Genomic DNA, 26,512 nt, shown 5'->3' on the forward strand with positions numbered 1-26,512 from the left:
CGGCGGGGAAGCGCCGCGCGCTCCCCCGCCTTGGTCTCAGAGCGTGTAGAGGAAGGCGACAAGGTCCTTCTTCTCGTCGGCGGTCAGGCCGGTGCCCAGCACGATGTTGAAGAACTCGACCACGTCGTCGAGCGTCATCAGCCGGTCGTCGTGCAGATAGGGCGGCGAGTCCTTGATGCCGCGCAGGGTGAAGGTCTTGATCGGGCCGTCCGCCGAGGCGAAGCGGCCGTTGATCATCTTCGGCTTGAAGAAGCGCTCGGTGCGCAGGTTGTGCATCAGATTGTCGGTGAAATAAGGCCCGCCATGGCACACGGCGCATTGGCCCTTGCCGTGGAAGATCGCCTCGCCGCGCAGTTCGGCGGCGGTCGCCTTCTTCGGATCGAGCCTCCCCAGCGGCGTCAGCTTCGGCGCCGGCGGGAAGTCGAGCAGCTCCTGGAACTCGGCCATCGCATGGACCTGGTCGGCGCGGTTGAGCGTGTTGACGCCCTTCTTCGCCGCGGTCGTCGGGTCGCCGTCGAAATAGGCGGCGCGCTGCTCGAACTCGGTGAAGTCCTCGACCGTCTTGAGCGCCCTCTGCGACCCGAACAGCCGCTGGATGTTGACGCCGCGCAGCGACGGCGTGTCGATCCGGTGGCGGAATTCGTTGGGCCGGATGTCGCCGACCGTGTGCGTCGCCGCGTTGGTGTGGCCGTTGGCGTGGCAGTCGAAACAGGCGACGCCGAGGCTGGGGGCCAGGCTGCGCCGGTCGTCGGTGGCGTTGAACTGCTGCTGCGGGAAGGGCGTGAGCAGCAGCCGCAGGCCGTCGAGCTGCTTGGGGTTGAGCGCGTCCTTGAACAGCATCCAGTAATTCTGGGTGGTGACGAGCTGGCCCTTCGACACGTCGCCCAGGTCCGGCCGGGTGGTCAGGAAGATCGGCGCCGGGAATTTCGGCAGCATGTGATCGGGCAGGTCATAGTCGAGGTCGAAGCGCGCGATGTCGCGGCCCGTCTGGCGGCGGGTCTCGTCGATCGCGAATTTGGGGAAGACCATGCCCCCGGCCTCGTGATGCGGATGCGGCAGCGGATAGAAGCCGGCCGGCCACAGGCCCTTCGCCTGGATCTCCTCGGGCGACATGGCGGCAAGCTGGTCCCAGGTGACGCCGTTCGGCAGCCGGACGCGGACGCCGCCCTGCACGGCCTTGCCGCCCGCCATCTCGACGCCGGCCACCGGCCGGTTCGACAGGTCGTAGCGCGCGGCGAGCAGATCCTGCTGCCGCTTGGCGAATTGAGGTTTCTCCTTCTGGGTCGACTGAACGAGCTGGGAAAAGTCCATGTCGTCGGCAGCGATCGTCGCTGCCCCCGCAAACAAGGCGGTGACGAGGACGAATAAACGCTTTCGATGGATCTTGAGCACGGCAACCTCCCTATAAGTTGTCCCGTAGCTTTGCCCTGCGCGAAGGCTATGGAAGGCTGCCCGAAGATCAATCCGGTATCGTACCGACTGTCGCGGGATTATCTCGATGACAGATATTCAGATTCTCGATCGATGACGGTTCCGCGACGAAGATGTGGATAAGCCGCGCGAGGGGGCTGGCGAATCCGGCGCGGCGGCATAGATTGGGATCATGCCTTACCAGTCGTTCGTGCCGCTGCGGATCTTTTCCGCCTATACGATGCTCGAAGGCGCGATCGACCCGAAGGCGATCGCGAAGCATGCGAAGAAGCTCGGCTTCCCGGCGGCGGCGCTGACCGACCGCAACGGCCTCTATGCCGCGATGGCCTTCTCCGACGGCGCCAAGAAGGAAGGCGTCCAGCCGGTGATCGGCACGATGCTGGCGATCCGGCGTCCCGGCATCGACCAGCTCATCATCGACTGGCTGGCGCTCTATGCGCAGGACATGACGGGCTACGACAATCTCTGCGCGCTGGTCTCGGCCGCGCATCTCGAACGGCCGGTGCATGAGGACGCGCATGTCCCGCTGTCGGCGCTCGAAGGGCGGACCGACGGGCTGATCGCGCTGACCGCGGGCGGCGAGGGCGCGTTGACCCGGCTGCTCGCCGCCGAGCAGGCCGGCGCGGCGGCGAGCTATGCCGACAAGCTGGAGGCGCTGTTCCCCGGCCGGCTCTATGTCGAGCTGGCCCGTCGCGGCAATGCCGACGAGGAAGCCGCCGAGGAGGCGCTGATCGACCTCGCTTATGCGCGCGACCTGCCGCTGGTCGCGACCAACCCGGCCTGTTTCGCCGAGCCCGAATTCCACGCCGCGCACGATGCGATGCTGTGCATCGCCAGCTCCTCCTACATCGATACCGCCGAACGGCCGCGCAGCTCGCCCGACCTGTGGATGAAGCCCGCCGCCGAGATGGCGAAGCTGTTCGAGGACATCCCCGAGGCGCTGGCGAACACGCTGGTGGTGGCGCAGCGCTGCGCCGTCGCCGCGCCCTATCGCAAGCCGATCCTGCCCAGCCTCGCCGGCGACCGCGAGGGCGAGGCCGAGGCGCTGCGCCGCGACGCGCGCGAGGGGCTGGAGATGCGGCTGGAGAAGCTGGGCGTCACCGATGCCGAGCAGCGCCAGGCCTATTTCGACCGGCTCGCCTTCGAGACCGAGATCATCATCAAGATGGGGTTTCCCGGCTATTTCCTGATCGTCGCCGACTTCATCAAATGGGCGAAGGATCACGATATCCCGGTGGGGCCGGGCCGTGGTTCGGGCGCGGGCTCGGTGGTCGCCTGGGCGCTGACCATCACCGATCTCGATCCGCTGCGGCTGGGCCTGCTGTTCGAACGCTTCCTCAACCCGGAACGCGTGTCGATGCCCGACTTCGACATCGACTTCTGCGAAACCCGGCGTGGCGAGGTGATCCGCTACGTCCAGGAGAAATATGGCCGCGACCAGGTCGCGCAGATCATCACCTTCGGTAAGCTGAAGGCGCGCGCGGTGCTCAAGGACACCGGCCGCGTGCTGCAGATGAGCTACGGCCAGGTCGACCGGCTCGCCAAGCTCGTCCCCAACCACCCGACCGACCCCTGGACGCTCGACCGCGCGCTCAACGGCGTGCCCGAGCTGGCCGCCGAATATAAGGGCGACATCGAGGTCCGCCGCCTGCTCGACCTGGCGATGAAGCTGGAAGGCCTGCCGCGCCACAGCTCGACCCACGCGGCCGGCGTGGTGATCGGCGACCGGCGGCTCGACGCGCTGGTGCCGCTCTACCGCGATCCGCGCTCGGACATGCCGGTCACCCAGTTCGACATGAAGTTCGTCGAGGGCGCCGGCCTGGTGAAGTTCGACTTCCTCGGCCTCAAGACGCTGTCGGTGCTGCAGAAGGCGGTGCAGTTCCTCAACCAGCGCGGGATCGCGGTCGATCTCGATTCGCTGCCCTGGGACGATCCCGAGGTCTATGCCCTGCTTCAGCGCGGCGACACGGTCGGCGTGTTCCAGCTCGAATCGGAAGGCATGCGCCGCACGCTGGCGGCCGTCCGGCCGACCTGCTTCGAGGACATCATCGCGCTGGTGTCGCTCTACCGGCCGGGCCCGATGGACAATATCCCGACCTTCGGCGCCCGCAAGAACGGGCGCGAGGAGATCGAATATCCGCACCCGCTGCTCGAAGGCATATTGAAGGAGACCTACGGGATCTTCGTCTACCAGGAGCAGGTGATGCAGGCGGCGCAGATCCTCGCCGGCTATTCGCTCGGCGACGCCGACCTGCTGCGCCGCGCGATGGGCAAGAAGATCAAGGCGGAGATGGACGCCCAGCGCAGCCGCTTCGTCGAGGGCTGCGCCGCCAACGACATCGCCGCGGCCAAGGCCAACGAGCTGTTCGACTTGATCGACAAATTCGCGGGCTACGGCTTCAACAAGAGCCACGCGGCCGCCTATGCGCTCGTCGCCTATCACACCGCCTGGCTGAAGGCGCACCACAAGGCCGAATTCTACGCCGCGTCGATGTGCTACGACATGGCGCAGACCGACAAGCTCGCCATCTTCATCGACGACATGCGCCGCATGGGCATCCAGTGCCTGGGTCCCTGCATCAACCATAGCGAGGCGGAGTTCGCGGTCGAGCAGCAGGACGAGGAGCTGTTCGTCCGCTATGCGCTCGGCGCGCTCAAGGGCGTCGGCGAGAAGGCGATGGAGCAGCTCGTCGAGGCGCGCAAGGCGAAGGGGCCGTTCGGGAGCCTCGAGGATTTCGCCGACCGGATCGACCCGCGCCAGCTCAACCGCCGCCAGCTCGAAAGCCTGGCCGGCGGCGGCGCCTTCGACGAGATCGAGACGGAGCGCGCCGGCATCTTCGCCTCGGCCGAGCTGATCCTCGCCCATGCGTCGAGCGCGGCCGAGCAGCGCGAGAGCGGACAGGGCGGCCTGTTCGGCGACAGCCCCGCCGCGCTCGCGCCGATCCGCATCGACCGGGGGCTGCACTGGACGCTGGCCGACCGGATGGCGGCGGAGAAGGAGAGCTTCGGCTTCTATTTCTCCTCGCACCCGACCGACCAGGTCCGCCACCTCGCCGAGGCGAACGGCGCGCGCAGCTTCGCCGCCTTGTGCGCGCTGCCGGCGCCGGTCGACGGCGGGCGGGTCAATTCGGTGATGTCGGCGCTGATCGAGGACGCCCGCTGGCGGACCTCGGCCAAGGGCAAGCGCTACATGATGGCGACCTGCTCCGATTCGAGCGGGCAGTTCATCGCCACCTGCTTCGAGGAGAACGCCTCGGCCGAGCTGGAGGCCGCGGCGCGGTCGGGCGCCTGCGCGCTGCTGCGGGTCGAACTCGACTGGCGCGCGGGCGAGGAGACGCCCCGGGTCACGGTGCGCGGGCTGCAGAGCTATGAGTCGATGCAGCAGATCAAGCTGCGCGTCGACGTCGAGACCGCCGATCCGGCGGCGATCCCGGCGCTCGCCGCGCTGATGGCCGACGAGCGCGGCGGCCGCGGCGAGATGTACCTCAAGGCGATCCTGCCCGACGGCGGCAGGGCGGACGTGCTGCTCGGCCGCGACTTCCAGCTCGACGCCGAACTGGTCGCCCGGATCGAGCGCCTGCCGGGCATGACCGCCCGGATCGGCACGGCGGGTCGGCCGCAATTGTCGGTGGTGGGGTAATCCCCCCTCCCTTTCAAGGGAGGGGCAGGGGGTGGGTGGCGAGCGCAGCGAGCATCCTCGCTCCTCCCGCAGAACTCCGCCGAGGGGCATCGAGTCCCTCGTCTCCGTTACCCACTCCTAACCCCTCCCTTGAAAGGGAGGGGCTTTGTCGGGCCCTTACCGCTTCTTGTCCGGCGCGATCGTGATCCGCACTTCCTCGCCCGACTGGCCGGGGAAGTTGGTGAACATCGCCTCGACCAGATTGGGCACCAGCTTGGGCAGCGCGTCGTCGAGCGAGCGGGCGCGGGCCTTGCCTTCGAACACATGCTTGCCGTCGGCGGTGCGCTCGATCACCATTTCGGCATGGCTGGTGTAGACGGTGTAGGTGTTGATCTGCTGGTACCAGGGATCGTACCACATCGGGTCCCAGCCATAATAGAAGGCGGAGCCGTAGCCCCAGCGGCGGCCATAGGGGCCGCCCCAGCCGCCCCACGGGCCGAAGGCCGGGCCTGGCGCCGGGCGCGAGACCGTCTTGGGCTGGCCCTGGTCGACGCCATAGCCGAATTTGACGACCAGCTCGGGCTTGGCGCCGCCCTCGACCGGGCGATAGCCATAGGCGGCGAGGCGCTGGGTGACGAGACCGGCATATTGGGCGAACTCCAGCCCGCCCTCGTTGCGCGCGTCGGCGGCTTCCACCGCGAAGGTCTGGCCTTCGGGCACGGGCAGCGCCTGGAAGCGCGACACCTTGGCCTCGAACGGCTGGGTGCAGGCGGAAACCGCCAGCAGCGCGAGCGGCGCGGCGGCGGCGAGGACTTTGCGGAGGATCGGCATATTCGGAGCGCCTTGTCTTTCTTCCGGATGCCCGCGGTCGGGGCGGGCGTTCAACCTAGTTCGACCACAGTTTATCGCAAGCGAAGCGTGAACAACGGTTGAACGTTCGGGATATGCAAAGGGTTTCGATCAGGCTTCGGCGGGCAGCAGGCCTTCGGGAACCGGCTCCTCCAATATGCCCTCGCGCCGGGCGACGATCATCGGCACGAGGATCTGGCCGGCGACGTTGATCGCGGTGCGGCCCATGTCGAGGATCGGGTCGATCGCCAGCAGCAGGCCGGCGCCTTCGAGCGGCAGGCCCAGCGTCGACAGCGTCAGCGTCAGCATCACCGTGGCGCCGGTCAGCCCGGCGGTCGCGGCCGAGCCGAGCACCGAGGTCAGCACGATCAGCCCATAGTCGGTCAGGCCGAGCGGCAGGCCGTAGAATTGCGCGACGAAGATCGCCGAGATCGCCGGATAGAGCGCGGCGCAGCCGTCCATCTTGGTGGTCGAGGCGAGCGGCACCGCGAAGGCGGCATAGCTGCGCGGCACGCCGAGCACCTCCGCCGAGCGTTCGGTGACGGGCAGGGTGCCGACCGAGGAGCGCGACACGAAGCCGAGCTGGATCGCCGGCCAGGCGCCCTTGAAGAAGCGGCGCGGGCTGATCCCGTTGAGCAGCAGCAGCGTCGGGTAGACGATCAGCAGGATGATCGCGAGGCCGACATAGATGGCGACGGCATAGGCGCTGAGCCCGGCCAGCGCGTCCCAGCCATATTTGACGATCGCGGTGCCGATCAGCCCGGCGCTGCCGATGGGGGTCAGCCGGATCACCCACCAGAGCAGCCGCCGCATGATCGCGAGCAGGCCACGGACGAAGCCGATGAACGGCTCGGCCGTCTCTCCCGCGCGCAGCGCCGCCGCGCCGACCGCGATCGAGATGACGATGATCTGGAGGACGTTGAAGCCGAGCGTGACGGTGATCCCGCCGCCGTCGGCCGCCTTGCCGGTGGCGGCGAGGCCGAGCGCGTTGGCGGGGACGAGGCCCTTGAGGAAGTCGAGCCAGCTTCCCACCGTCTTGGGCGCCGCCGCCTCGGCCGGGATCGCGCCCGATCCGACGCCGGGCTGGATCAGCAGGCCGAGCGCGATGCCGATCGACACGGCGATCAGCGCGGTGATCGCGAACCAGAGCAGCGTCTGCCCGACCAGCCGCGCGGCGTTGTTGATGTCGCGCAGGTTGACGATCGAGCTGACGATCGCCGCGAAGATCAGCGGCGGCACCAGCGCCTTGAGCAGGTCGACGAAGATCGTCCCGACCAGGTCGAGCGCCTGCGCCAGCCCGTTCGGCGCGCCGCCGGCCGGCCCTATCGACCGCGCGAGCAGGCCGAGCAGCAGCCCGACCGCCATGCCGGCGAGCACCTGCAGGCCGAAGCTGCTGAAGAAACGCGATGCGGGCTTGGGGGCTGCGGCCATGGCGGGAAAGTGGGGACGGGCCCCATTCCCCACAAACGAGATAAACTTATCGGTCGCACAGCGGCGCTATGGGGGCGCCACCAAAATCCGTCATCCCGGCGGAGGCCGGGATCTCAGGAGAGAGGAGAAGAGGCCGAGGCAGGAGCCGCCAGAGATGCCGGCCTCCGCCGGCATGACGGGGTGGGGGCTGGGCGAGGGACGTTACGGCCGCAACTGCCCCTTGCCGCGCACCAGCCATTTGTAGGTGGTGAGCCCTTCGAGCGCGACCGGGCCGCGCGCGTGGAGGCGGCCGGTCGAGATGCCGATCTCGGCGCCCAGCCCGAACTCCCCGCCGTCGGCGAACTGGGTCGAGGCGTTGTGCATCACGATCGCGCTGTCGACGCCGGCGAGGAAGCGGTCGGCGGTCGGCTGGTCCTCGGTGACGATCGCGTCGGTGTGGTGCGAGCTGTGGCGGGCGATGTGCGCCATCGCGCCCTCGACCCCGTCGACGATCGCCACCGACAGGATGCTGTCGAGATATTCGCAGTCCCAGTCGCTGTCGGCAGCGGGCAGCACCCGGTCGTCGATCGCGCGGGCGTCGGCGTCGCCGCGCACCTCGCAGCCCGCTTCGACCAGCGCGTCGACGATCGTGGCGGGGGCGCCATAGGCGCGGTCGATCAGCAGCGTCTCGGTGGCGCCGCAGACGCCGGTGCGGCGCATCTTGGCGTTGACCGCGAGCGGCACCGCCTTGGCGGGGTCGGCGGCGCGGTCGATGTAGAGATGGACGATGCCGTCGAGATGGGCGAGCACCGGCACCCGCGCCTCGTCCTGCACCCGCGCGACCAGGCTCTTGCCGCCGCGCGGCACGATGATGTCGATCAGCCCCTGCGCCGCCAGCATCGCGCCGACCGCGGCGCGATCGGTGATGGGGACGAGCTGGATCGCGTCCTCGGGCAGGCCGGCGGCGCGGATGCCGTCGAGCAGCGCGGCATGGATCGCGCGGTTGCTGGCGGTCGCCTCCGATCCGCCGCGCAGGATGCAGGCATTGCCCGACATCAGCGACAGCGCGCCGGCGTCGGCGGTGACGTTGGGGCGGCTTTCGTAGATGATGCCGATCACGCCCAGCGGCACGCGGACCCGCTGGAGCAGCAGGCCGTTGGGCCGGCGCGTCTCGTCGATGCGCTGGCCGACCGGATCGGGCAGCGCGGCGACCGCCTCCAGCCCGGCGGCGACCCCTTCGAGCCGGGCGGGGTCGAGCGTCAGCCGGTCGATCATCGCGGCGGTCAGGCCGTTGGCCTGCGCGCGCGCCACGTCCTCGGCATTGGCGGCGAGGATCGCCGCCGCCCGGGCGCGGATCGCCTTCGCGGCCTCGACCAGCGCCTTCGCCTTGTCGGCGGTTGGCGCGCCGGCCAGCCGGACGGCGGCGGCGCGGGCGCGGGCGCCCATGTCCGCGATCAGGGCCGCGGAATCCCTGGGGGCGTCGGCGGGGCGGATGGCGAGGGTCTCGGTCATGCGCGGGTCCTAGAGCCTGATCGTTTGAGGTGGAAGCGCAAAGCGCTTCCGCCGATGACGTGAATCAGGCTCTCTTCAAGGTCTAGCATGGGCCCGCCGTCAGCCAAAGCCTACTCGCGCTTGGCCACGGGCAATGCTAGCTTTCATCCATGTCAGGGGAATTCGAAGCGATGGCCGATGTCGCGACGGGGGCGGTCGTCGCGCGCGCCGTCGACGGCGCCGGCGCGGCGGGGCAAGGCGCGCATGGGGGCGCCTGCCTGAACTGCGGCACCGCGCTGATCGGCGCGCATTGCCATGCCTGCGGACAGGCGGGGCACATCCATCGGACGGCCGGCGCGCTGTTCCACGACATCCTCCACGGCGTGTTCCATTTCGAAGGGCGGACCTGGCACACGCTGCCGCTGCTGTTCCGCCGGCCCGGCGAGGTGACCCGCCGCTATATCCAGGGCGAGCGGGTCAAGTTCGTCTCGCCGATGGCGCTGTTCCTCTTCTCGGTGTTCCTGATGGTCGCGGTGTTCGGGCTGCTCGGCGGGCCGTTCGGGCCGCTGAGCGCCGAGGATGCCGCGTCGATGGCCAAGGCGCGCAGCGACGCCGCCAACCAGCTCGTCAAGGTCGAGGCCGATCTCAAGACGCTTCGCGCGCAGAAGGCGGCGCTCAAGGCGAAGGGCCAGAAGGACCCCGAGCTCAACGAACGGCTGGGCGATCTCGTCTCCGAGGAGGCCGAGCTGCGGCTGGTGACCAAGGGTGTGCTCAAGCCCGAGATCAAGAGCGAGCCGATCGACGTCGAAAAGGCGGGGCTCAAGACCGGCATTCCCGGCGTCGACCACGTCATCCGCCATGCCGCCGCCAATCCCGATCTGGCCGCCTACAAGCTCCAGTCGAGCGCCTATAAATTCTCCTGGGCGCTGATCCCGATCTCGCTGCCCTTCATCTGGATGCTGTTCCTGTTCCGGCGCGACGTCGGCCTCTACGACCACGCCGTGTTCGCGACCTATTCGCTGTCGGCGATGACGCTGATGGTGGTGGCGCTCAGCATCGCCGCGGCGATCGGCGCGCCCGACGGGCTGATCGTGCTCGTGCTGCTGCTGTTTCCGCCCTGGCACATGTACCGGCAGCTCAAGGGCGCCTATGGCCTCGGCCGGTTCGGCGCGCTCTGGCGCACCGTCGCGCTGATCGTCGCGGCCTATAGCGCCGCGCTGATCTTCTTCATCTTCCTGGTGGCGATGGGCGCCTGAAAGCCGGTCACTTCTTCGCGATGGCGGGCTTCGGCAGGCGGCAGGTCGGCAGCTTGAGCGAGGCGAGGTCGGCGCAGGGACGCACCTGGACCGATCCATCCTGGCCGATGAAGGCGGCATAGGACGCGTCGCGGTCGCACTGGACCGTCCACATGTCGAGATTCTTGTAAGGGCCCTGATAGGCGACCGGGCCGATCCGCCGGCAATATTTGCCCTCGTCGAGCACGGCGCGCCGCAGGGTGGAGCGCTGCTGGAGCGGCGACAGCTTCCTGAGCTGGTCGCTGAAGCTGTTGGCGGCGAAGGCCGGGGCTGCGCTGCCGATCAGGGCGGCAAGGACGGTGGCGGTGACGATCTTCATGCGGCCGATGATAATCCAAGCGGGCCGCCGCGCACAGGGGCTGCGCAGCGGCCCGGCCAGATTTGGGATCGCGCCCTATATCGAGTCGCTGATCTTCTTGCCGGCGAACAGCGCAAGCAGCGCGAACACGATGAACAGCGCGATCGCGATGAAGAACAGGATCTTGGCAAGGCCGACGAAGGCCCCGCCGATGCCGCCGAAGCCCAGCGCGCCGAGGACCAGGCCGACGACGAGGAAGATAAGCGCCCATTTCAACATTGCAGTCTCTCCATCCCAGCGGATTGGGTGGAGAACGGAAGGCCGGAACGGAAAGTTCCCGGCGAATCGTTATTCGCCCGGCGCCCTCGCCCGGATCGCCAGCGCGTGGACCCGCTCGCGCAGCAGGTCGCCGAGCGCGGCGTTGACGGCGCGCTGGCGCGCCACCCGGTTCTGGCCGGCGAAGGCGGGGCTCTCGATCTCGACGGTGAAATGGCTTTCGCCCGATCCGTCGTGCCCGGCATGGCCGCGATGGCTCTCGCTGTCGTCGATCACGGCGAGTCGGGTGGGGGCGAGTGCGGCGGTGAGGCGGCGGCTGATCTCGGCGGCGACGGGGCCGGTGGGAAGTTCGCTCATCCGCTCTATATAGGGGGATTGCATGACAAGAGGCGAGACAAGAGGCGAGCGTTGAGCGAAGAATCCACGGCCCGGAAGACACGGACCCGTTTCCATGGCCGGATCGAGAGCGGGGCGCAGCCATGCGCCGAACCCGGCTGCGAGGCGGCGGGCGAGTTCCGCGCGCCCGCGCGCGGCGGGCGGGCGCCGGGCTTCGACGGGCCGGGCGACTGGCGCTATCTGTGCCTCGACCATGTCCGCGCCTTCAACAGCGGCTATAATTTCTTCGAGGGCATGAGCACCGAGGAGATCGAGGCGCAGCAGACCCCCTATGGCGGCTGGGACCGCGAGACGCGCGCCTTCTCGCCCAATGCGGGGGCCGCGCCGCGCTGGGCCGACTTCACCGATCCGCTCGACGCGATCGGTGCCCGATTCGCCCGCCGGACGGAGCAGGAGCGCGTCGACGGCCGGCCGCTGTCGGACGGCGACCGCAAGGCGCTCAAGGTGCTGGGACTCGACAAGGACGCCGACCGGCGCGCCCTGCGCAGCCGCTATGCCGAGCTGGTCCGCCGCTACCATCCGGACAAAAATGGCGGCGACCGGACCCACGAGAAGGCTTTGCAGGACGTGATTTCGGCTTATACGCAGCTCAAAGGCCGTCCCGCCTTCGCATAAGCAGCAAAGTTTGATCCCAAAGACTATCCCCCAAAAGGCATACCCCATGACCGACCTGCCCAACGTCCAGCCCGACAGCCGCACCGACACGGTGCTTTCGGCCCCCGACCGGATGGTGAAGGTGCGCGAACTGTTCGGGATCGACAGCGATCTCGAAGTGCCGGCCTTCTCCGAGGCCGACGAGCGGGTGCCCGACCTCGACCCCGCCTATGTGTTCGATCCGGACACCACCCTGGCGATCGTCGCCGGCTTCGCGCACAACCGCCGCGTGATGGTCCAGGGCTATCACGGCACCGGCAAGTCGAGCCATATCGAGCAGGTCGCGGCGCGGCTCAAATGGCCGTGCATCCGCATCAACCTCGACGCGCACATCAGCCGCATCGACCTGATCGGCCGCGACGCGATCGTGCTGCGCGACGGCCAGCAGATCACCGAGTTCCGCGAAGGCCTGCTGCCCTGGGCGCTGCAGACCCCGACCGCGCTCGTCTTCGACGAATATGACGCGGGCCGCCCGGACGTGATGTTCGTGATCCAGCGCGTGCTGGAGACCGAGGGCAAGCTGACCCTGCTCGACCAGAACCGGGTGATTCGCCCGAACCCCTGGTTCCGCCTGTTCTCGACCGCCAACACGGTCGGCCTAGGCGACACGAGCGGCCTCTATCACGGCACCCAGCAGATCAACCAGGGCCAGATGGACCGCTGGAACATCGTCGTCACGCTCAACTATCTGCCTGCCGCGACCGAGGCGCAGATCGTGCTCGCCAAGTCCGGCGAGTATGACAAGCCCGACGGCAAGAAGGTGGTCGAGGACATGGTCAAGGTCGCCGACATGACCCGCCAGGGCTTCATGGCGGGCGACATCTCGACCGTGATGAGCCCGCGCACCGTCATCAGCTGGGCGCAGAACGCGCTGATCTTCAACGATGTGGGCTTCGCCTTCCGCCTGTCCTTCCTCAACAAGTGCGACGAGAGCGAGCGGCCGCTGGTCGCCGAATATTATCAGCGCGTGTTCGGGAAGGACCTGCCGGAGAGCGTCGTCGGGAAAGCATGACGACCACGGCCGAGCTTTCGCCGCTGCTGCCGCTCGAAGGCGGGTTCAACCTGCGCGACATGGGCGGCTATGCGACGGCGGACGGCCGCTTCGTGCGGCGCGGCATGCTGTTCCGCTCGGGCGTCATGTCGATGCTGACCGAGGCGGACGAGCGCTATCTGGCCGGGCTCGGCATCGCCACGGTGTGCGACCTGCGCCGCCCCGGCGAGCGGCGCCGTGAACCGACCCGCTGGTGCGAGCCGGCCGGGGTCTTCTACTGGTCGCGCGACTTCACCGAATCGAGCGGGGTGCTGGGCGAGCTGCTGCGCGGCAATGCCGGCTCGGCCGACGACGTCCGCGCCCGGATGATCCATCTCTATGGCGAGATACTGGTCGATCACGCCCCCTCCTACCGCTTCCTGTTCGAGCGGATCGCGGCCGGGCACGTCCCGCTGCTGTTCAACTGCTCGGCGGGCAAGGACCGCACCGGCATCGGCGCGATGCTGATCCTCTCGGCGCTCGGCGTGCCGCGCGCGACGATCGTCGAGGATTATCTGCTGACCAATCGCTACGCCGATTTCTCCCGGCTGATGGATCGGGCCGATGCCGCCTTCGCCGTCGACGCGGCGGTGATGCGGCCGCTGCTCGCCGCCGATGCCGACTATCTCGCTGCGGCGTTCGACAGCCTCGATCGCGACCATGGCGGGGTCGACGCCTATCTTGCCTCGATCGGCGTCGACGCGCCGGTCCGGGCGCGTCTCCAGGAAGTGTTGCTCGACTGATGGCCGACCAATCCCCCATCGAAGGCTTCCGGCTCGTCCTGGGCGGCACCGCCCGGGCGATGGCGCGCGATCCCGAGCTCGAACTGAGCTTCACCGCCGAGGCGCCTTCCTTCTCGCTCAAGCAGCTCCGCGTGCCGATGCCGTCGCGCAACCTGCCGGCACAGGCGGTGGCCGAGGCGCGCGGCTTCGCCGACGGCTTCGCGCTGCGGGCGCGCCATCACGACACCCGCATCCACGAGCGCGCCGCGCCGGCCGAGCCGATCGCGCGCGCCGTCCACGACGCGGTCGAACAGGCGCGGGTCGAGGCGATCGGGTCGCGCGCGATGGCGGGCGTCCGGGACAATCTCAACAAGGCGCTCGAGGTGCGGCTGCGCTCCGATCCGCTGGTGCGGGCGCGGGTGCGCGAGGAAGTGCCGCTGTCGACCGCGATCGGCCTGCTGGTGCGCGAGCGGCTGACCGGCCAGCCGGCGCCCGCGATCGCCGCGCCGGGCCTCGCCCTGGTGCGCGACTGGATCGAGGAGAAGGCGGGCAAGGACCTCGACGCGCTCCAGCTCGCCTTCGACGACCAGGCGGCTTTCGCCAGGCTGATCGGCCGGCTGCTCGAGGATCTCGAGCTGACCGAGGGCGAGCAGCTTCCCGAGACCGATCCCGAGGCCGGCGACAACGACGAGGGCGAGGATCAGGAGGAAGGCCAGGACCAGCAGGACGAGGGCGAGGATTCGGGCGGGTCGAGCGACTCCGAGGTCGAGATGCGCGCCGAGCAGTCCGAGGGCGGCGAGGAGGAGGGCGAGCAGCGCGAGCTCGACCAGGACAGCGAGTCCGAGATGGACAGCGACATGGGCGACGACGGCGAGGAGGGCATGATGCCCGTCCGCCCGAACCGCCCGATGTCCGATCTGCCGCCGGGCTTCGACTATCACGCCTATACGACCCAGTTCGACGAGGAGATCGCCGCCACCGAGCTGTGCGACGACGAGGAGCTGACGCGGCTGCGCGCCTATCTCGACCAGCAGCTCGTCCACCTCCAGGGCGCGGTCACCAAGCTCGCCAACCGGCTGCAGCGCCGGCTGATGGCGCAGCAGAACCGGAGTTGGGACTTCGACCAGGAGGAGGGGATGCTCGACGCCGCGCGGCTCGCCCGTGTCGTCGTCAACCCAGCCCATTCGCTGAGCTACAAGATCGAGCGCGACACCGATTTCCGCGACACCGTCGTCACCCTGCTGATCGACAATTCGGGGTCGATGCGCGGGCGGCCGATCTCGATCGCGGCGATCTGCGGCGACATCCTGGCGCGCACGCTGGAGCGGTGCGCGGTCAAGACCGAGATATTGGGCTTCACCACCCGCGCCTGGAAGGGCGGCCAGTCGCGCGAGGCCTGGCTGGCGGCGGGGCGCCCGCCCGCGCCGGGGCGGCTCAACGACCTGCGCCACATCGTCTACAAGAAGGCCGACGACCCCTGGCGCCGCGCGCGCAAGTCGCTCGGCCTGATGATGCGCGAAGGGCTGCTCAAGGAGAATATCGACGGCGAGGCGCTGATGTGGGCGCACAACCGGCTGATCGCCCGGCGCGAGGAGCGCAAGATCCTGATGGTGATCTCCGACGGCGCGCCGGTCGACGATTCGACCCTGTCGGTCAACAACGGCTCCTATCTGGAGCGGCACCTGCGCCAGATGATCGGCTGGATCGAGAATCGCTCGCCGGTCGAGCTGATCGCGATCGGCATCGGCCACGACGTGACCCGCTATTACCAGCGCGCGGTGACGATCATGGACGTCGAGCAGCTCGGCGGTACGATGGTCGAGCAGCTTGCTGCTTTGTTTGATTTGGAACCGCGCTAGGCGCGGTTGCCCTCAGACGCCGGGCGCCGGACATCCGTCCGGCTTGGCTTCCTCGCATAAGCTCGGGCGCGCGTTCGCGCTTGCGGAGCCCTGACGGGCTCCGACGCAGAACTTCTGCGGTGGAACGGGACGCGTCAGCGTCCCGCAAGGCCGAATGGCCGCCCGAGCTTATGCGAGGATCGGAGCCGGTCCGCGGACTGCCGGGGGCAGTCCGTAGGCGGAGATCGGCTCGCCGTGCGAGCCGTGGGGTCGCGGATGCGACCGCCGGCGCCTGAGGCCAAAACAAACAACCTCCACTGTTGTGCTCCGCACAACAGTGGAGGGCCGCCGACTCCTCCAGCGAGACCGACGACCCTCCTCCCCACAACGCCACGCGGGGAACCGGTTGGTTGGAAAATGGGTGGGCGCCGCCATCGGCGGGAGCGGGGCTCCCGCCTGGGCGTCAGCCCTTAGCAGTCGCGGTCGATTGCCCGGCCGGCGAGGGCGCCGATGCCCGCGCCGACGATGGCGCCGGTGGTGCCGTCGCCGCGATCGTAACGGCCGTTGCCGATCTCGTTGCCGAGCAGGCCGCCGGCGATCGCGCCGATGATGGTGCCGCCGGTGCCCTTGTCGCGGCAGCGACCGCCACGATAATAGCCACGGTCGCGATAATAGCCGCGATCCCGGTAATAGCCGCGGTCGCCGCGATAATAGCCGCGATCGCGATGATAGCCGCGGTCACCGCGCCAGTCGCGGACCTGCTCGAAACGGCCGCCGCCGAAATACTGGGCCTGGGCCGCAACCGGGGCCACCGCCGTGAACAGAGCCGCCGAAGCTGCCGCGGCCGCGATAAACTTGCGCAACATAACAACCTCCTTGTCTCAACCGCGCGTCCCGCAGAGCGGAACCCCTTGGCAGGGCCGGATGGGCCCGATCGATGAGACGCTTATTCCATGATTCGCGTGAGCCGATGCTGAACGCGCCTGTTGGCCGCCGTTCAGCTTCGCGAGGCACCCGGCCGGGCCGCGCGATCGGTGGGAAGGCCTTTGGGAATCGGCCGTCTGGCGGTATCGGCGGCGGCATGAGGAAGCTGCTGGCCGCATTGCTGTTCTGCCTGGTGCCGGGATCGGCCGGCTTCCCGCAGGCGGAAGTCAAGGTGGTGGCGACGCCGGTCCCGCTCGACCCGGACGATCCGGCGCGGACGACGGTCGGCCGGCTGCGCTATCTGGGTGGCTGGCAGCTCACCAGCCGGCAGCGCGACTTCGGGGGCTATTCGGCGCTCTCGGTGCAGGGGGACCGTTTCCTCGCTTTGTCCGACACCGGCCACTATCTGCGCTTCCGCATGGCCGCCCCCGGCGTCGTCAGCGACAGCCGCTTCGGCGAGTTGCCGGCCTTTCCCGGCTATGAGGGGCGCAAGGGGGATCGCGATTCGGAATCGATGATGATCGGGCCCGAGGGCGACGTCTGGGTCGGCTTCGAATATCACAACGCGATCCTGCGCTATTCGCCCGACCTGACCCTGCTGCAGGCGGTCGCCTTTCCCCCGGCGATGAAGGACTGGTCGCGCAATTCGGGGCCCGAGGCGATGGTCCGGCTGGCCGGCGGCCGCTTCGTCGTGTTCGCCGAGGGGCGGGCGATCGCGCCGCACGTCCACGCCGCGCTGATGTTCCCCGGCGATCCGACCAAGGCCCGCAACGCTCCCTATCAGTTCGGCTATCGCGCGCCGCGCGACGGCTATGTCCCGACCGACGCGGCGCAACTGCCCGACGGGCGACTCGTCATCCTCCACCGGCGTTTCGGGCTGCTCGACGGCTTCTCCGCGATCGTGGGCATTGCCGACCCGGCGCGAATCGCTCCCGGCGCGACCCTGACCAGCGAGTTGGTCGCCGAGCTGAAGCCGCCGCTCACCGTCGACAATATGGAGGGAATCGCGGCCACTCGCGACGGCGACCGCACCATCCTGTGGATCATCTCCGACGACAACCGGGTGCCGATCGAGCGGACGTTGCTGTTGAAGTTCGAGTTGTAGAGAGAAAAGGGTCGAGGCAGGAGCCGCCCGAGATGCCGGCCTCCGCCGGCATGACGCGGAGATGAGGAAACGGAGCCACAGGCTCCGCAAGGCCGAACGGCCGCCCGAGCTACTGCGAGGAAAGCCAAGCGCGGCGGATGCCTCGCGCCCGGCGCTTGAGGGCCGATCAAAGGCACCAAGCAAACAGCAAAAACCGGACCGCGCGAGCGATCCGGTTTCATATCCGTCCCGGCCCGCCGGAGCGGGCGGCAGGCGAATCAGGCGGCGACGGCCTGCTGCTTCTTGGCGATGTCACGCTTCAGGCGACGCGCGCGCAGCGACAGGAGATCGTCCGAGGTCTTGAGCAGCCAGTTGTCGAGGCCGCCGACATGCTCGACCGAACGCAGGCCGTGCGTCGAAACGCGCAGCTTCACGCCCTTGCCCAGCGAATCGGAGATCAGCGTGACGTTCTGCAGGTTCGGCAGAAAGGTCCGCTTGGTCTTGTTGTTGGCATGGGACACGTTGTGGCCCACTTGGCGGCCCTTGCCGGTCAGCTCGCAGATGCGCGACATTGTACTTCGTCCTGATGTTCGGGTTGCCCGGAAAGTCGCGGCCGATAGCCCCGTTCCAGGGATTCGTCAAGCTGGATGGACCGGCCCGATGCAACCCTCGCCCCGTCCGATCGTTGTCCTTGCTCCATCGAATCAGCGCAGGAGTGCCGGACGTGAATACGACGCACGAACATTATGAGGAATATCCCGCGCGCAGCCGGAGCGGCGCCCGGGTCGGCATCATCATCGGCATCGTCGCCGTGCTCGCGGTCATCGCGGCCTTCGCCTTCGGGCTGATCGACATCAACCAGACCCGCGAGATGAAGGCGCCCGACGTGCGCGTCTCGGGCGGGCAGGCGCCGGCCTTCGACGTCGATACCGCCAAGGTCAGCGTCGGCAGCAAGACGACCGACGTGACCGTGCCCAAGGTCGACGTCGGCACCACCAAGGAACAGGTCAAGCTGCCGACCGTCGCCGTCGACAAGGCGAAATGACCATGGCGACGCAGCAGGACGCCTGGCGGCCGGTCACCCCCTGGACCGTGATCGCGGCGATCCTGCTGCCCCCGCTCGGCGTCTTCCTGTCGCGCGGGCTGACCCCCGCCTTCTGGCTCACCGTCGTCCTGACCGTGATCGGCTGGGTGCCGGGGATGATCTTCGCCCTGGCGCTGTTGTTCGTTCCGGACCAGATTCCCATTCGCTAGATTTTAAGCCCGTCGCTCCGTAGATCGGGGCGATGGGCTTCCCGCTTCCCTATCCGATGCGCCTCGCGCTCGATCTCGCCGCCGAGGCCGCTGCCGCCGGGGAAGTGCCGGTCGGCGCGGTGATCGTGCGGGGGGACGAGGTCGTCGCCGCGGCCGCCAATGCGATGTGCGGCGGGACCGACCCCACCGCCCATGCCGAGATCGAGGCGATTCGCGCGGCGAGCGCGCGGCTGGGGGCGCAGCGCCTCGACGATTGCGATCTCTACGTCACGCTGGAGCCCTGCGCGATGTGCGCCGGGGCGATTGCGCACGCGCGGCTGCGCCGGCTCTATTATGGCGCCGACGATCCGAAGGGTGGCGCGGTCGCCAACGGACCGCGCTTCTTCACCCAGCCGACCTGCCACCACCGCCCCGAAACCTATGGCGGCATCGGGGAGGGGGAGGCGGCGGCACTGCTGAGGGACTTCTTCGCCGCCCGGCGCTAGAGCGGCTCACGATCCGATTGCATCGGATCGGCCGATCTAGATTGTTGTTTTACCGCGATTTCCGAGTCGGCAGATGTTTCCATCTGCCTAGAAATCGCTCTAACGCTCAGATATCGCCTTCCTTGATCGGCACGATCTTGATCTCGACCCGGCGATTGGCCTGGCGTCCATCGGGGGTCGCGTTCGAGGCGACCGGCTGGCGCGATCCGAAGCCCTGCGTGCCGATCCGCGCGGCGGCGACGCCGTGGCCCGACAGATAGTTGGCGACCGCTTCGGCCCGGTTGCGCGACAGCGGCTCGTTGATCGCGTCGCTGCCGGTCGAATCGGTGTGGCCGTACACGTCGACATAGGTCTTGCCATATTCGGACAGCGTCGACGCCACCTTGTCGAGCGTGGTGCGGAACTGCGGCTGCACCTCGTAGCTGTTGGTCGCGAAGGTGATGCCGGCCGGCATGTTGAGCAGCAGCTCGTCGCCCTGCCGTTCGACCTCGACGCCGGTGCCGGCGGTCTGCTCGCGCAGCTTGGCCTCCTGGCGATCCATATAGACGCCGATCGCGCCACCGGCGAGCGCGCCGATCCCGGCGCCGACGATCGCTTCGGTCCGGTTGTGCCGGCCCCCGACCAGCGCGCCGGCGCCGGCGCCCAGCGCGGTCCCCGCGATCGCGCCGATCCCGGCCTTCGACAGGCGGCGCTGGCCGGTGTCCGGATCGGTGACGCACCCGGCCAGCAGGGTCGAGGCGGCGAACATCGCCACCAGCATCTTCGTCTTGTGCATGCCTTCTTCTCCGCTCTTCACGCTTGACGTTGGGTTGTGAACCATCGTCGGCCGCTTTTGTTTCGGAGCCGTCCGGTCGTCGATCACGGTTGTGCGAAGACGAAATCCACGGCATGAACGTCGCCAGCGCCATGCCGCACCCTGTTCCCCTGGCCCCCTTTCCCTGGCTCGACCTGGTGATAATCGTCGCCCTGGTCGCGCTGAACGGCGTTTTCGCGATGTCCGAGCTCGCGATCGTGTCCGCCCGCAAGGCGCGGATGGAAGCGATGGCCCGCGCCGGGCGCCGGGGCGCGCGCACCGCGATCCAGCTCGCCGCCGATCCCGGCAAATTCCTGTCGACGGTCCAGATCGGCATCACCCTGATCGGCATCCTCGCCGGCGCCTATTCGGGCGCCAGCCTGGGCGGGCCGGTGGGCGACCGGCTGGCCCTGCTCGGCGTTCCCGCCGCCAGCGCGCCCGAGATCGGCTTCGCGCTGGTCATCGCGCTCACCACCTTCGTGTCGCTGATCGTCGGCGAACTGGTGCCCAAGCAGTTCGCGCTGCGCGCGCCCGAGCCGATCGCCGCGCTGGTCGCGGTGCCGATGCTGTGGCTGTCGCGGCTGACCGCGCCGTTCGTCTGGCTGCTTGACCGGACCAGCGCCCTGATCTTCCGCCTGCTCGGCCTGGCCCGCGAGTCCGAGAATCACGTCACCGCCGAAGAGCTCCACCTGATCGTCGCCGAGGCCTCCTCGGCCGGCGTGATCGAGGAGAGCGAGCGCGCGATCATCTCGGGCGTCGTGCGGCTCGCCGACCGGCCGGTGCGCGAGGTGATGACGCCGCGCACCGAGGTCGAATGGATCGACATCAACGCGACCCCGGACCAGCTGCTGGCGCAGCTCGCCGAGATTCCGCACACGCGCATGCCGGTGGCCGACGGATCGGTCGACCAGATGCTGGGCGTCATCCATGCGCGCGACCTGGTCCGCCGCCTGGTGAAGGGCGAGCCGATCGATCTGGCCGCGATCCTGCGCAAGGCGATCGTCATGCCCGACCATGTCGAGGCGATGGACGCGCTCAAGGCGCTGCGCGAGGCGGAGGTGCCGATGGCCTTCGTCCATGACGAATATGGCCATTTCGAAGGGCTGGTCGCGCCCGCCAACCTGCTCGCGGCGATCGCGGGCGAATTCGCGTCCGACCAGGACGATCATACCGACCCGCCGTTCGTCGAGCGGGAGGACGGAAGCTGGCTGATCTCGGGAACGCTGGCCGCGGACACCATGGCCGATCGTCTCGGCATCGACCTGCCCGAGGACCGCGATTTCGCTACGGCCGCGGGCTTTGCGCTGTGGCGATTGAAGCATCTGCCCACCACCGGCGAATCGTTCGACCATCGCGGCTGGCGTTTCGAGGTCGTCGACATGGACGGCCGGCGCATCGACAAGCTGCTTGCGGCGGTGATTCCGGGGGCTGAATAGCCCCTTCCGGTTCCTCGAAACGGCGCGCTTAAAGGGCGTCCCGTCGAAAATTCATCCCTAATTTGCCGATGAATGTAATTTTTCGCGCTTTCAGGCGACTTTCCAATTGCTCCCGCCGAAAGAGCCGAGCACAAGGGGCGCCTTGCGCCGCCCAGGCGGGGCAATAGGGTTTCTCTACACAAGCAAGACCAGGAGTGATCATGAACACTGCCGACATCGCAGGCGTCGTCGCCGCCGAACAGGGTATCGACAAGGCTGCCGCCAAGCGCGTCATCGACGCCGCCCTGAAGGCGATCACGGACGCCGCCAAGAAGGGTGATGAAGTTTCGCTGCCGGGCTTCGGCAAGTTCAAGGTCACCGACCGCCCGGCGCGTGAAGGCCGCAACCCGGCGACCGGCGCGACCCTGACGATCGCCGCGTCGAAGAAGGTCTCGTTCACCGCCGCCAAGGCGCTGAAGGATGCGCTGAACGGCTGATCCCGTCCGGGGGCTTTCCCCCGGTGGACGCTATTGGCGAGGGGCGGCAGCGATGCCGCCCCTTTTCATTTGGGCCCTTTTCATTTGGGGACAGGCCGATCGCGGCTATAAGATCCCCGGAGGGGAGCAGCTTTGACGGAGAACGCCCGGACCGGCTCGAAGCGCGACCTCACCGCCGGTTTCCTGCGCAATTACGACCTCGTCTCGCTGCGGCTGCTGCTCGCGGCGATCGAGGAGGGCAATCTCGCCAAGGTCGCCGCGCAGGAGAACATATCGCTCTCGGCGGTCAGCCGGCGCATCTCCGACCTGGAGGGGCGGATCGGCGTCAAGCTGCTCCAGCGCCATGATCGCGGCGTCAGCCCGACCGACGCGGCGATCGCCAGCCTGCCCCGCCTGCGCGGGGTGTTCGACCTGATCGACCGGATGGCGGAGGATTTCGCCGAGGTCAGCGCCGGGACCCGCGGCGTGGTCCGCGTCCGCGCCCATCTGACCGCGATCATCGGCCGCCTGCCCGAGCGGATCGCCAGCTTCACCGCCGCGCATCCCGGCATCGACATCGTCGTCGACGAGGCGAACAGCCCCGACGTCGTCCACGCGCTCCAGGTCGGCGGGTGCGACCTCGGCTTCGTCTCCGGCACGATCGACACCGCCTCGCTCGACATCTTTCCCTGGATGGTCGACGAGCTGGTCGTCGTCATGCGCGACGATCACGCGCTGAGCGGGCAGGAACGGCTGCGCTTCGAGCAGCTCCTCGACCATCCGTTCATCGGCATGGCGACGGGCAGCTCGCTCCACACCCTGCTGCGCGGGCAGGCGGCGGCGCTCGGGCGCCCGCTCGACGAGGTCGCCCGCGTCAGCACCTTCGAGGGCGTGCGCGAGATGGTCGCGGCCGGGATGGGCGTCGGCATCCTGCCCTCGGCGGCGGTCGCGCGGGTCGCCGCCGCGCAGGGGATCGCGGTTCGCGGGCTCGATGAACCCTGGGCCGAACGGCCGCTGGTGATCTGCGCGCGCGACCGGGCCCAACTGTCGGCGGCGGCGCGCAAATTCCTCGATCATCTGCTGGACGGCCAGGCCCCGAAACGGGGCTGACCTCTCCTCCGAGGCAAGGCAGGCTTGCCCGAAACGGCATGGACGATCGCGGCGCGCGGCGGCCAGATGCGGGGATGACCCAGCCAGCCACCCTCGCGCCGGTCCTGTCCGGCTTGCGCGTCCTCGAGATCGGCCATTTCGTCGCCGCGCCCTTCTGCACGCGGCTGCTGGCGGACCTGGGCGCCGACGTCGTCAAGATCGAGCCGCGCGGCGGCGATCCCGTCCGGCAATGGGGCGAGATGATCGACGGCCGCTCGCTATGGTGGTCGATGCACGGCCGCAACAAGCGCAGCGTCACGGTCGACCTCAAGTCGGAGAAGGGCCGCGCGCTGATCCTGCGGCTGGTCGCCGAGTGCGATGTCGTCGTCGAGAATTTCCGCCCCGGCCAGCTTCGGAAGATGGGGCTCGGGCCCGAGGTGCTGCGCGGGGTGCGCCCCGACCTGATCGTCGCGCATGTCTCGGGCTATGGGCAGGACGGGCCGGGCGCGAACCGCGCGGCGTTCGGCGTGATCGGCGAGGCGATCGGCGGCCTGCGCTACCTGACCAACCAGGCGCCCGGCACGGCCGACCTGCCGCCGGTGCGCGTCGGCGTCAGCATCGGCGATTCGATCGCCGGCCTCTATGCGGCCTTCGGGGTGATGGCGGCGCTGTGGCAGCGCGACCGCGCCGGCGGCGACGGGCGGGCGCGCACGATCGACGTCGCGCTGACCGAAAGCGTGCTCAGCATGATGGAGGGGATGCTCCCCGAATATGGCGCGCTCGGCAAGATCAAGCAGCCGGCCGGCGGCGGTATCGCGACGGCGGCGCCGACCAACGCCTATCCCACCGCCGACGGCCAATGGGTGCTGATCGCCGCCAATTCGGAGCCGCTGTTCGCCAAGCTGATGACGCTGGTCGGCCATGCCGAGCTGATCGGCGCGCCCGGCTATGCGAGCAATCCCGAGCGGGTCGCCAATGTCGACACGCTCGACCAGCTGATCGGCGCCTGGACCCGGACGCTGTCCGCCGGGGAACTGGTCGCCCGGCTCGACGCGAGCGACATCCCCAACAGCAAGGCCTACACCGCCGCCGACTGCGCCGCCGATCCGCAATATCGCGCGCGGGGCATGGTCCGCGAGGTGCCCGACAAGCATTTCGGGACGGTGCTCCAGGCCGGCATGGTGCCGCACGTCCCTGAATCACCGGGCACGGTGCGCTGGGCCGGCCCCGACCTGGGCGAGCATACCGACGAGGTGCTCGGCGAACTGCTGGGCCTCGCCCCGGCCGAGATCGATGCATTGAAGCAGGAGGGCGTGCTGTGAGCGACGCGGTGCAATCCGTCACGATCGTCGAGGTGGGGCCGCGCGACGGCTTCCAGTCGGTCGGCCCGTTCATCCCGACCCCGCACAAGATCGCGCTGATCGGGCAGCTCCATGCCGCCGGGCTGCGCCGGATGGAGACGACCTCCTTCGTCAGCCCCAGCGCGTTGCCGCAGATGGCCGACGCCGCCGAGATCGTCGCCGTGACCGATCGGCTCGCCGGCCTCGACGCGCAGGTGCTGGTGCCGACCGCGCGCCATGCCGAGCGGGCCTTCGCGGCGGGCGCGACGCATCTGAGCGCGGTGCTGTCGGTCAGCGAACGGCACAATATGGGCAATGTCCGCCGCACGCCGATGGAGTCGGTCGCCGACTATGCGCAGATGGTGGCGATGATGCCGGCCGGCGCCGCGATGCGGCTCAACCTCGCCACCGCCTTCGACTGCCCGCATGTCGGGCGGATCGGGGCCGATGCGGTGCTGGCGCTGCTCGATCCTCTCGTCGCCGCGACCGCCGATGTCGAGATCGCCTTGTGCGACACCACCGGCCGCGCCGACCCCACGCAGGTCCGCGCGCTGTTCGCCGCCGCGCGCGATCGCTTTCCGGAGGTGCGCGGCTGGGCGTTCCATGGCCACGACACCTATGGCCTCGGCGCGGCCAACGTCCTGGCGGCGTGGGACGTCGGCATCCGCGTGTTCGACGCCTCGGTCGCCGGGCTCGGCGGCTGCCCCTTCGCGCCGGGCGCGACCGGCAATGTCGCGACCGAGGACCTGGTCTGGATGTTCGACCATATGGGCGTCGCCAGCGGCATCGACCTCGACCGGCTGGTCGAGGCGGCGCGCGGGGTGGCGGAGCTGCCCGGCGCGCAGATCGGCGGCCGGGTGCGCGACGCGCTGGCCGCCCGCGCCCGCAAGGCGGCGGCATGACCGGCGCGGCGTCGCGGCCGCGGCTGCTGTTTCAGAAGGTCTGGGACGCGCATGTCGTCGCCGACATCGGCGACGGCGCGGTGCTGCTCTATATCGACCGCCACCTGGTCAACGAGGTGACGAGCCCGCAGGCGTTCGAGGGGCTGCGCCTTGCCGGCCGCAAGGTGCGCCGGCCCGGCGGCACGATCGCGGTCGCCGACCATAATGTCCCGACCGACGACCGTTCGGGCGGCGTCGCCGCGATCGCCGAGCCCGAGAGCCGGCTGCAGGTCGAGGCGCTCGAACGCAATGTCGCCGAATTCGGCGTCCCCTATGTGCCGCTGCGCAGCCCCCGGCAGGGGATCGTCCACATCATCGGGCCCGAGCTGGGCCTGACCCTGCCCGGCACCACCATCGTCTGCGGCGACAGCCACACCTCGACCCATGGCGCGTTCGGCGCGCTCGCCTTCGGCATCGGCACGTCGGAGGCGGAGCATGTCCTCGCCACCCAGACGCTGATCCAGCGGCCGGCGAAGGCGATGCTGATCCGGGTCGACAACCGGCTCGGCGCCGGGGTGACCGCCAAGGACCTGATCCTCCACATCATCGGCCGGATCGGGACGGGCGGGGCGACCGGCCATGTCATCGAATATGCCGGCGAGGCGGTGACGGCGCTCGACATGGCGGGGCGGATGACCCTGTGCAACATGTCGATCGAGGCGGGCGCCCGCGCCGGCATGATCGCGCCCGACGAGACGGTCTATGCCTGGCTCGCGAACGCGCCGCACGCGCCGAAGGGCGCGGCGTTCGAACGGGCGCGGGCCTATTGGGACACGCTGCGTTCCGACGAGGGCGCCGACTATGACCGCACCGTCGTGATCGACGCGCGCGACGTCGCGCCGATGGTGAGCTGGGGCACCAGCCCGGAGGCGGTGACGACGATCGACGGTGCGGTTCCCGATCCGGCGGCGATCGCCGATGAGGCGCAGCGCGGCCAGGCGCAGGCGATGCTCGACTATATGGGGCTGCGGCCCGGCGCGCCGATCGCCGGCACGCCGATCGACATGGCGTTCATCGGAAGCTGCACCAACGGCCGGATCGAGGACCTCCGCGCGGCGGCGGCGATGATCGGCGGACGCCGTGTCGCGCCGGGCGTCCGCGCGCTGGTCGTGCCCGGCTCGGGCCAGGTCAAGGCGGCGGCCGAGGCCGAGGGGCTCGACCGGCTGTTCCTCGACGCCGGCTTCGAATGGCGCGAGGCGGGCTGCTCGATGTGCCTCGGCATGAACCCCGACCAGTTGCAGCCGGGGCAGCGCTGCGCCTCGACCTCGAACCGCAATTTCGAGGGGCGGCAGGGGCCGGGCGGGCGCACCCACCTGATGTCCCCCGCCATGGCCGCCGCTGCGGCGCTGGCCGGCCATATCGTCGATCCGCGCCATATCGCCAATCCGCAAAGGCCCTGAAC

General features: G+C 69.2%; 26 protein-coding genes. 16 read left to right on the plus strand and 10 right to left on the minus strand.

Annotated features, from left to right (window positions below; genetic code table 11):
* Positions 1-36: 36 nt before the first annotated feature.
* Positions 37-1,311 carry a cytochrome B6 gene (locus HRJ34_RS21655; protein ID WP_226948891.1) on the minus strand — a complete coding sequence of 425 codons (1,275 nt, stop codon included), beginning with the start codon at positions 1,309-1,311 and terminating at the stop codon, positions 37-39.
* Between the two features lie 292 nt (positions 1,312-1,603).
* Between HRJ34_RS21655 and dnaE the strand changes: the two genes are divergently transcribed.
* Complete coding sequence (gene dnaE / locus HRJ34_RS21660; protein WP_208632369.1) at positions 1,604-5,071, plus strand: DNA polymerase III subunit alpha; 3,468 nt, start codon at positions 1,604-1,606, stop codon at positions 5,069-5,071.
* Positions 5,072-5,227: 156 nt separating this feature from the next.
* On the opposite strand, the gene HRJ34_RS21665 is transcribed toward dnaE, so the two are convergent.
* The 3 genes from HRJ34_RS21665 to HRJ34_RS21675 all read right to left on the minus strand — a co-directional run bounded on the left by HRJ34_RS21665 (position 5,228) and on the right by HRJ34_RS21675 (position 8,821).
* Positions 5,228-5,881 (minus strand): DUF4136 domain-containing protein, encoded by a 654-nt coding sequence (locus HRJ34_RS21665; RefSeq protein ID WP_208632370.1) that lies wholly within the window; start codon positions 5,879-5,881, stop codon positions 5,228-5,230.
* A gap of 129 nt (positions 5,882-6,010) precedes the next feature.
* Positions 6,011-7,330, minus strand: coding sequence for a dicarboxylate/amino acid:cation symporter (locus HRJ34_RS21670; protein WP_208632371.1), 1,320 nt, complete (start codon positions 7,328-7,330; stop codon positions 6,011-6,013).
* A gap of 201 nt (positions 7,331-7,531) precedes the next feature.
* Positions 7,532-8,821: a glutamate-5-semialdehyde dehydrogenase gene (locus HRJ34_RS21675; protein ID WP_208632372.1), complete on the minus strand. Its 1,290-nt coding sequence runs from the start codon at positions 8,819-8,821 to the stop codon at positions 7,532-7,534.
* Positions 8,822-8,991: 170 nt separating this feature from the next.
* On the opposite strand from HRJ34_RS21675, the gene HRJ34_RS21680 reads away from it, so the two are divergent.
* Positions 8,992-10,056, plus strand: a complete 1,065-nt coding sequence (locus tag HRJ34_RS21680) for a DUF3667 domain-containing protein (protein WP_037505643.1) — start codon at positions 8,992-8,994, stop codon at positions 10,054-10,056.
* 7 nt (positions 10,057-10,063) lie between these two features.
* On the opposite strand, the gene HRJ34_RS21685 is transcribed toward HRJ34_RS21680, so the two are convergent.
* The 3 genes from HRJ34_RS21685 to HRJ34_RS21695 all read right to left on the minus strand — a co-directional run bounded on the left by HRJ34_RS21685 (position 10,064) and on the right by HRJ34_RS21695 (position 11,026).
* Entirely contained in the window at positions 10,064-10,414 is a 351-nt protein-coding gene (locus HRJ34_RS21685) for a hypothetical protein (RefSeq protein ID WP_208632373.1), read from the minus strand.
* Between the two features lie 75 nt (positions 10,415-10,489).
* Positions 10,490-10,672 (minus strand): DUF1328 domain-containing protein, encoded by a 183-nt coding sequence (locus HRJ34_RS21690; RefSeq protein WP_012048550.1) that lies wholly within the window; start codon positions 10,670-10,672, stop codon positions 10,490-10,492.
* 69 nt (positions 10,673-10,741) lie between these two features.
* Positions 10,742-11,026: a BolA family protein gene (locus HRJ34_RS21695; RefSeq protein WP_029548583.1), complete on the minus strand. Its 285-nt coding sequence runs from the start codon at positions 11,024-11,026 to the stop codon at positions 10,742-10,744.
* Positions 11,027-11,077: 51 nt separating this feature from the next.
* Between HRJ34_RS21695 and HRJ34_RS21700 the strand changes: the two genes are divergently transcribed.
* Genes HRJ34_RS21700 through cobT form a run of 4 tightly spaced genes read left to right on the plus strand, consistent with a single transcriptional unit; the run spans position 11,078 to position 15,330 of the window.
* On the plus strand, positions 11,078-11,680 hold the full coding sequence (locus HRJ34_RS21700; protein WP_012048548.1) for a J domain-containing protein: 603 nt from the start codon (positions 11,078-11,080) through the stop codon (positions 11,678-11,680).
* Between the two features lie 46 nt (positions 11,681-11,726).
* A complete protein-coding gene (gene cobS / locus HRJ34_RS21705) occupies positions 11,727-12,731 on the plus strand; it encodes a cobaltochelatase subunit CobS (RefSeq protein WP_012048547.1) in 1,005 nt (334 codons plus the stop codon).
* Positions 12,728-13,492: a tyrosine-protein phosphatase gene (locus HRJ34_RS21710; RefSeq protein WP_016744778.1), complete on the plus strand. Its 765-nt coding sequence runs from the start codon at positions 12,728-12,730 to the stop codon at positions 13,490-13,492. Before cobS ends, HRJ34_RS21710 begins: the two co-directional genes overlap by 4 nt.
* Positions 13,492-15,330, plus strand: coding sequence for a cobaltochelatase subunit CobT (gene cobT / locus HRJ34_RS21715; protein ID WP_012048545.1), 1,839 nt, complete (start codon positions 13,492-13,494; stop codon positions 15,328-15,330). The genes HRJ34_RS21710 and cobT overlap by 1 nt, the downstream gene beginning before the upstream one ends.
* A 449-nt stretch (positions 15,331-15,779) precedes the next feature.
* Here cobT and HRJ34_RS21720 read toward each other — a convergent pair whose 3' ends face one another.
* The gene (locus HRJ34_RS21720) at positions 15,780-16,175 is read right to left on the minus strand and encodes a YMGG-like glycine zipper-containing protein (protein WP_012048544.1); all 396 of its coding nucleotides are present in this window, start codon (positions 16,173-16,175) and stop codon (positions 15,780-15,782) included.
* Between the two features lie 215 nt (positions 16,176-16,390).
* On the opposite strand from HRJ34_RS21720, the gene HRJ34_RS21725 reads away from it, so the two are divergent.
* Positions 16,391-17,338 (plus strand): esterase-like activity of phytase family protein, encoded by a 948-nt coding sequence (locus HRJ34_RS21725; RefSeq protein ID WP_208632374.1) that lies wholly within the window; start codon positions 16,391-16,393, stop codon positions 17,336-17,338.
* 257 nt (positions 17,339-17,595) lie between these two features.
* Here HRJ34_RS21725 and rpmB read toward each other — a convergent pair whose 3' ends face one another.
* The gene (gene rpmB / locus HRJ34_RS21730) at positions 17,596-17,889 is read right to left on the minus strand and encodes a 50S ribosomal protein L28 (RefSeq protein ID WP_012048542.1); all 294 of its coding nucleotides are present in this window, start codon (positions 17,887-17,889) and stop codon (positions 17,596-17,598) included.
* Positions 17,890-18,041: 152 nt separating this feature from the next.
* Between rpmB and HRJ34_RS21735 the strand changes: the two genes are divergently transcribed.
* The 3 genes from HRJ34_RS21735 to HRJ34_RS21745 are packed head-to-tail and all read left to right on the plus strand — an operon-like array spanning position 18,042 to position 19,056.
* Complete coding sequence (locus HRJ34_RS21735) at positions 18,042-18,362, plus strand: hypothetical protein (protein WP_226948694.1); 321 nt, start codon at positions 18,042-18,044, stop codon at positions 18,360-18,362.
* Between the two features lie 2 nt (positions 18,363-18,364).
* Complete coding sequence (locus HRJ34_RS21740) at positions 18,365-18,571, plus strand: YqaE/Pmp3 family membrane protein (protein ID WP_208632375.1); 207 nt, start codon at positions 18,365-18,367, stop codon at positions 18,569-18,571.
* 32 nt (positions 18,572-18,603) lie between these two features.
* The gene (locus HRJ34_RS21745) at positions 18,604-19,056 is read left to right on the plus strand and encodes a nucleoside deaminase (protein ID WP_012048539.1); all 453 of its coding nucleotides are present in this window, start codon (positions 18,604-18,606) and stop codon (positions 19,054-19,056) included.
* Positions 19,057-19,162: 106 nt separating this feature from the next.
* Here HRJ34_RS21745 and HRJ34_RS21750 read toward each other — a convergent pair whose 3' ends face one another.
* Positions 19,163-19,831, minus strand: a complete 669-nt coding sequence (locus tag HRJ34_RS21750; protein WP_012048538.1) for an OmpA family protein — start codon at positions 19,829-19,831, stop codon at positions 19,163-19,165.
* A 113-nt stretch (positions 19,832-19,944) separates the two neighbouring features.
* On the opposite strand from HRJ34_RS21750, the gene HRJ34_RS21755 reads away from it, so the two are divergent.
* The 6 genes from HRJ34_RS21755 (at position 19,945) to leuC (ending at position 26,510) form a co-directional block, all read left to right on the plus strand.
* The gene (locus tag HRJ34_RS21755; RefSeq protein ID WP_012048537.1) at positions 19,945-21,285 is read left to right on the plus strand and encodes a hemolysin family protein; all 1,341 of its coding nucleotides are present in this window, start codon (positions 19,945-19,947) and stop codon (positions 21,283-21,285) included.
* A gap of 200 nt (positions 21,286-21,485) precedes the next feature.
* Positions 21,486-21,761, plus strand: coding sequence for an HU family DNA-binding protein (locus tag HRJ34_RS21760; protein ID WP_012048536.1), 276 nt, complete (start codon positions 21,486-21,488; stop codon positions 21,759-21,761).
* 132 nt (positions 21,762-21,893) lie between these two features.
* Positions 21,894-22,850: a LysR family transcriptional regulator gene (locus HRJ34_RS21765; RefSeq protein ID WP_208632376.1), complete on the plus strand. Its 957-nt coding sequence runs from the start codon at positions 21,894-21,896 to the stop codon at positions 22,848-22,850.
* 74 nt (positions 22,851-22,924) lie between these two features.
* Complete coding sequence (locus HRJ34_RS21770; RefSeq protein WP_226948892.1) at positions 22,925-24,151, plus strand: CaiB/BaiF CoA transferase family protein; 1,227 nt, start codon at positions 22,925-22,927, stop codon at positions 24,149-24,151.
* Positions 24,148-25,071 (plus strand): hydroxymethylglutaryl-CoA lyase, encoded by a 924-nt coding sequence (locus HRJ34_RS21775; RefSeq protein WP_208632378.1) that lies wholly within the window; start codon positions 24,148-24,150, stop codon positions 25,069-25,071. The genes HRJ34_RS21770 and HRJ34_RS21775 overlap by 4 nt, the downstream gene beginning before the upstream one ends.
* Positions 25,068-26,510 carry a 3-isopropylmalate dehydratase large subunit gene (gene leuC, locus HRJ34_RS21780; RefSeq protein WP_208632379.1) on the plus strand — a complete coding sequence of 481 codons (1,443 nt, stop codon included), beginning with the start codon at positions 25,068-25,070 and terminating at the stop codon, positions 26,508-26,510. The genes HRJ34_RS21775 and leuC overlap by 4 nt, the downstream gene beginning before the upstream one ends.
* Positions 26,511-26,512: the final 2 nt, after the last annotated feature.

This window comes from Rhizorhabdus wittichii, from assembly GCF_017607425.1.
In the GTDB taxonomy this organism is placed as follows: Bacteria; Pseudomonadota; Alphaproteobacteria; order Sphingomonadales; family Sphingomonadaceae; genus Rhizorhabdus; species Rhizorhabdus wittichii.

Excerpts from the sequence above, each read along its gene's own strand:
- HRJ34_RS21695 (WP_029548583.1), bottom strand. The coding sequence starts at position 11,026 with ATGAGCGAACTTCCCACCGGCCCCGTCGCCGCCGAGATCAGCCGCCGC.
- HRJ34_RS21710 (WP_016744778.1), top strand. The coding sequence starts at position 12,728 with ATGACGACCACGGCCGAGCTTTCGCCGCTGCTGCCGCTCGAAGGCGGG.
- HRJ34_RS21740 (WP_208632375.1), top strand. The coding sequence starts at position 18,365 with ATGGCGACGCAGCAGGACGCCTGGCGGCCGGTCACCCCCTGGACCGTG.
- HRJ34_RS21750 (WP_012048538.1), bottom strand. The coding sequence starts at position 19,831 with ATGCACAAGACGAAGATGCTGGTGGCGATGTTCGCCGCCTCGACCCTG.
- HRJ34_RS21670 (WP_208632371.1), bottom strand. The coding sequence starts at position 7,330 with ATGGCCGCAGCCCCCAAGCCCGCATCGCGTTTCTTCAGCAGCTTCGGC.
- HRJ34_RS21665 (WP_208632370.1), bottom strand. The coding sequence starts at position 5,881 with ATGCCGATCCTCCGCAAAGTCCTCGCCGCCGCCGCGCCGCTCGCGCTG.
- HRJ34_RS21760 (WP_012048536.1), top strand. The coding sequence starts at position 21,486 with ATGAACACTGCCGACATCGCAGGCGTCGTCGCCGCCGAACAGGGTATC.
- dnaE (WP_208632369.1), top strand. The coding sequence starts at position 1,604 with ATGCCTTACCAGTCGTTCGTGCCGCTGCGGATCTTTTCCGCCTATACG.
- HRJ34_RS21680 (WP_037505643.1), top strand. The coding sequence starts at position 8,992 with ATGGCCGATGTCGCGACGGGGGCGGTCGTCGCGCGCGCCGTCGACGGC.
- leuC (WP_208632379.1), top strand. The coding sequence starts at position 25,068 with ATGACCGGCGCGGCGTCGCGGCCGCGGCTGCTGTTTCAGAAGGTCTGG.
- cobT (WP_012048545.1), top strand. The coding sequence starts at position 13,492 with ATGGCCGACCAATCCCCCATCGAAGGCTTCCGGCTCGTCCTGGGCGGC.
- HRJ34_RS21755 (WP_012048537.1), top strand. The coding sequence starts at position 19,945 with ATGAACGTCGCCAGCGCCATGCCGCACCCTGTTCCCCTGGCCCCCTTT.
- HRJ34_RS21655 (WP_226948891.1), bottom strand. The coding sequence starts at position 1,311 with ATGGACTTTTCCCAGCTCGTTCAGTCGACCCAGAAGGAGAAACCTCAA.
- HRJ34_RS21685 (WP_208632373.1), bottom strand. The coding sequence starts at position 10,414 with ATGAAGATCGTCACCGCCACCGTCCTTGCCGCCCTGATCGGCAGCGCA.
- HRJ34_RS21690 (WP_012048550.1), bottom strand. The coding sequence starts at position 10,672 with ATGTTGAAATGGGCGCTTATCTTCCTCGTCGTCGGCCTGGTCCTCGGC.
- HRJ34_RS21725 (WP_208632374.1), top strand. The coding sequence starts at position 16,391 with ATGAGGAAGCTGCTGGCCGCATTGCTGTTCTGCCTGGTGCCGGGATCG.
- HRJ34_RS21770 (WP_226948892.1), top strand. The coding sequence starts at position 22,925 with ATGACCCAGCCAGCCACCCTCGCGCCGGTCCTGTCCGGCTTGCGCGTC.
- HRJ34_RS21675 (WP_208632372.1), bottom strand. The coding sequence starts at position 8,821 with ATGACCGAGACCCTCGCCATCCGCCCCGCCGACGCCCCCAGGGATTCC.
- rpmB (WP_012048542.1), bottom strand. The coding sequence starts at position 17,889 with ATGTCGCGCATCTGCGAGCTGACCGGCAAGGGCCGCCAAGTGGGCCAC.
- HRJ34_RS21745 (WP_012048539.1), top strand. The coding sequence starts at position 18,604 with ATGGGCTTCCCGCTTCCCTATCCGATGCGCCTCGCGCTCGATCTCGCC.
- cobS (WP_012048547.1), top strand. The coding sequence starts at position 11,727 with ATGACCGACCTGCCCAACGTCCAGCCCGACAGCCGCACCGACACGGTG.
- HRJ34_RS21720 (WP_012048544.1), bottom strand. The coding sequence starts at position 16,175 with ATGTTGCGCAAGTTTATCGCGGCCGCGGCAGCTTCGGCGGCTCTGTTC.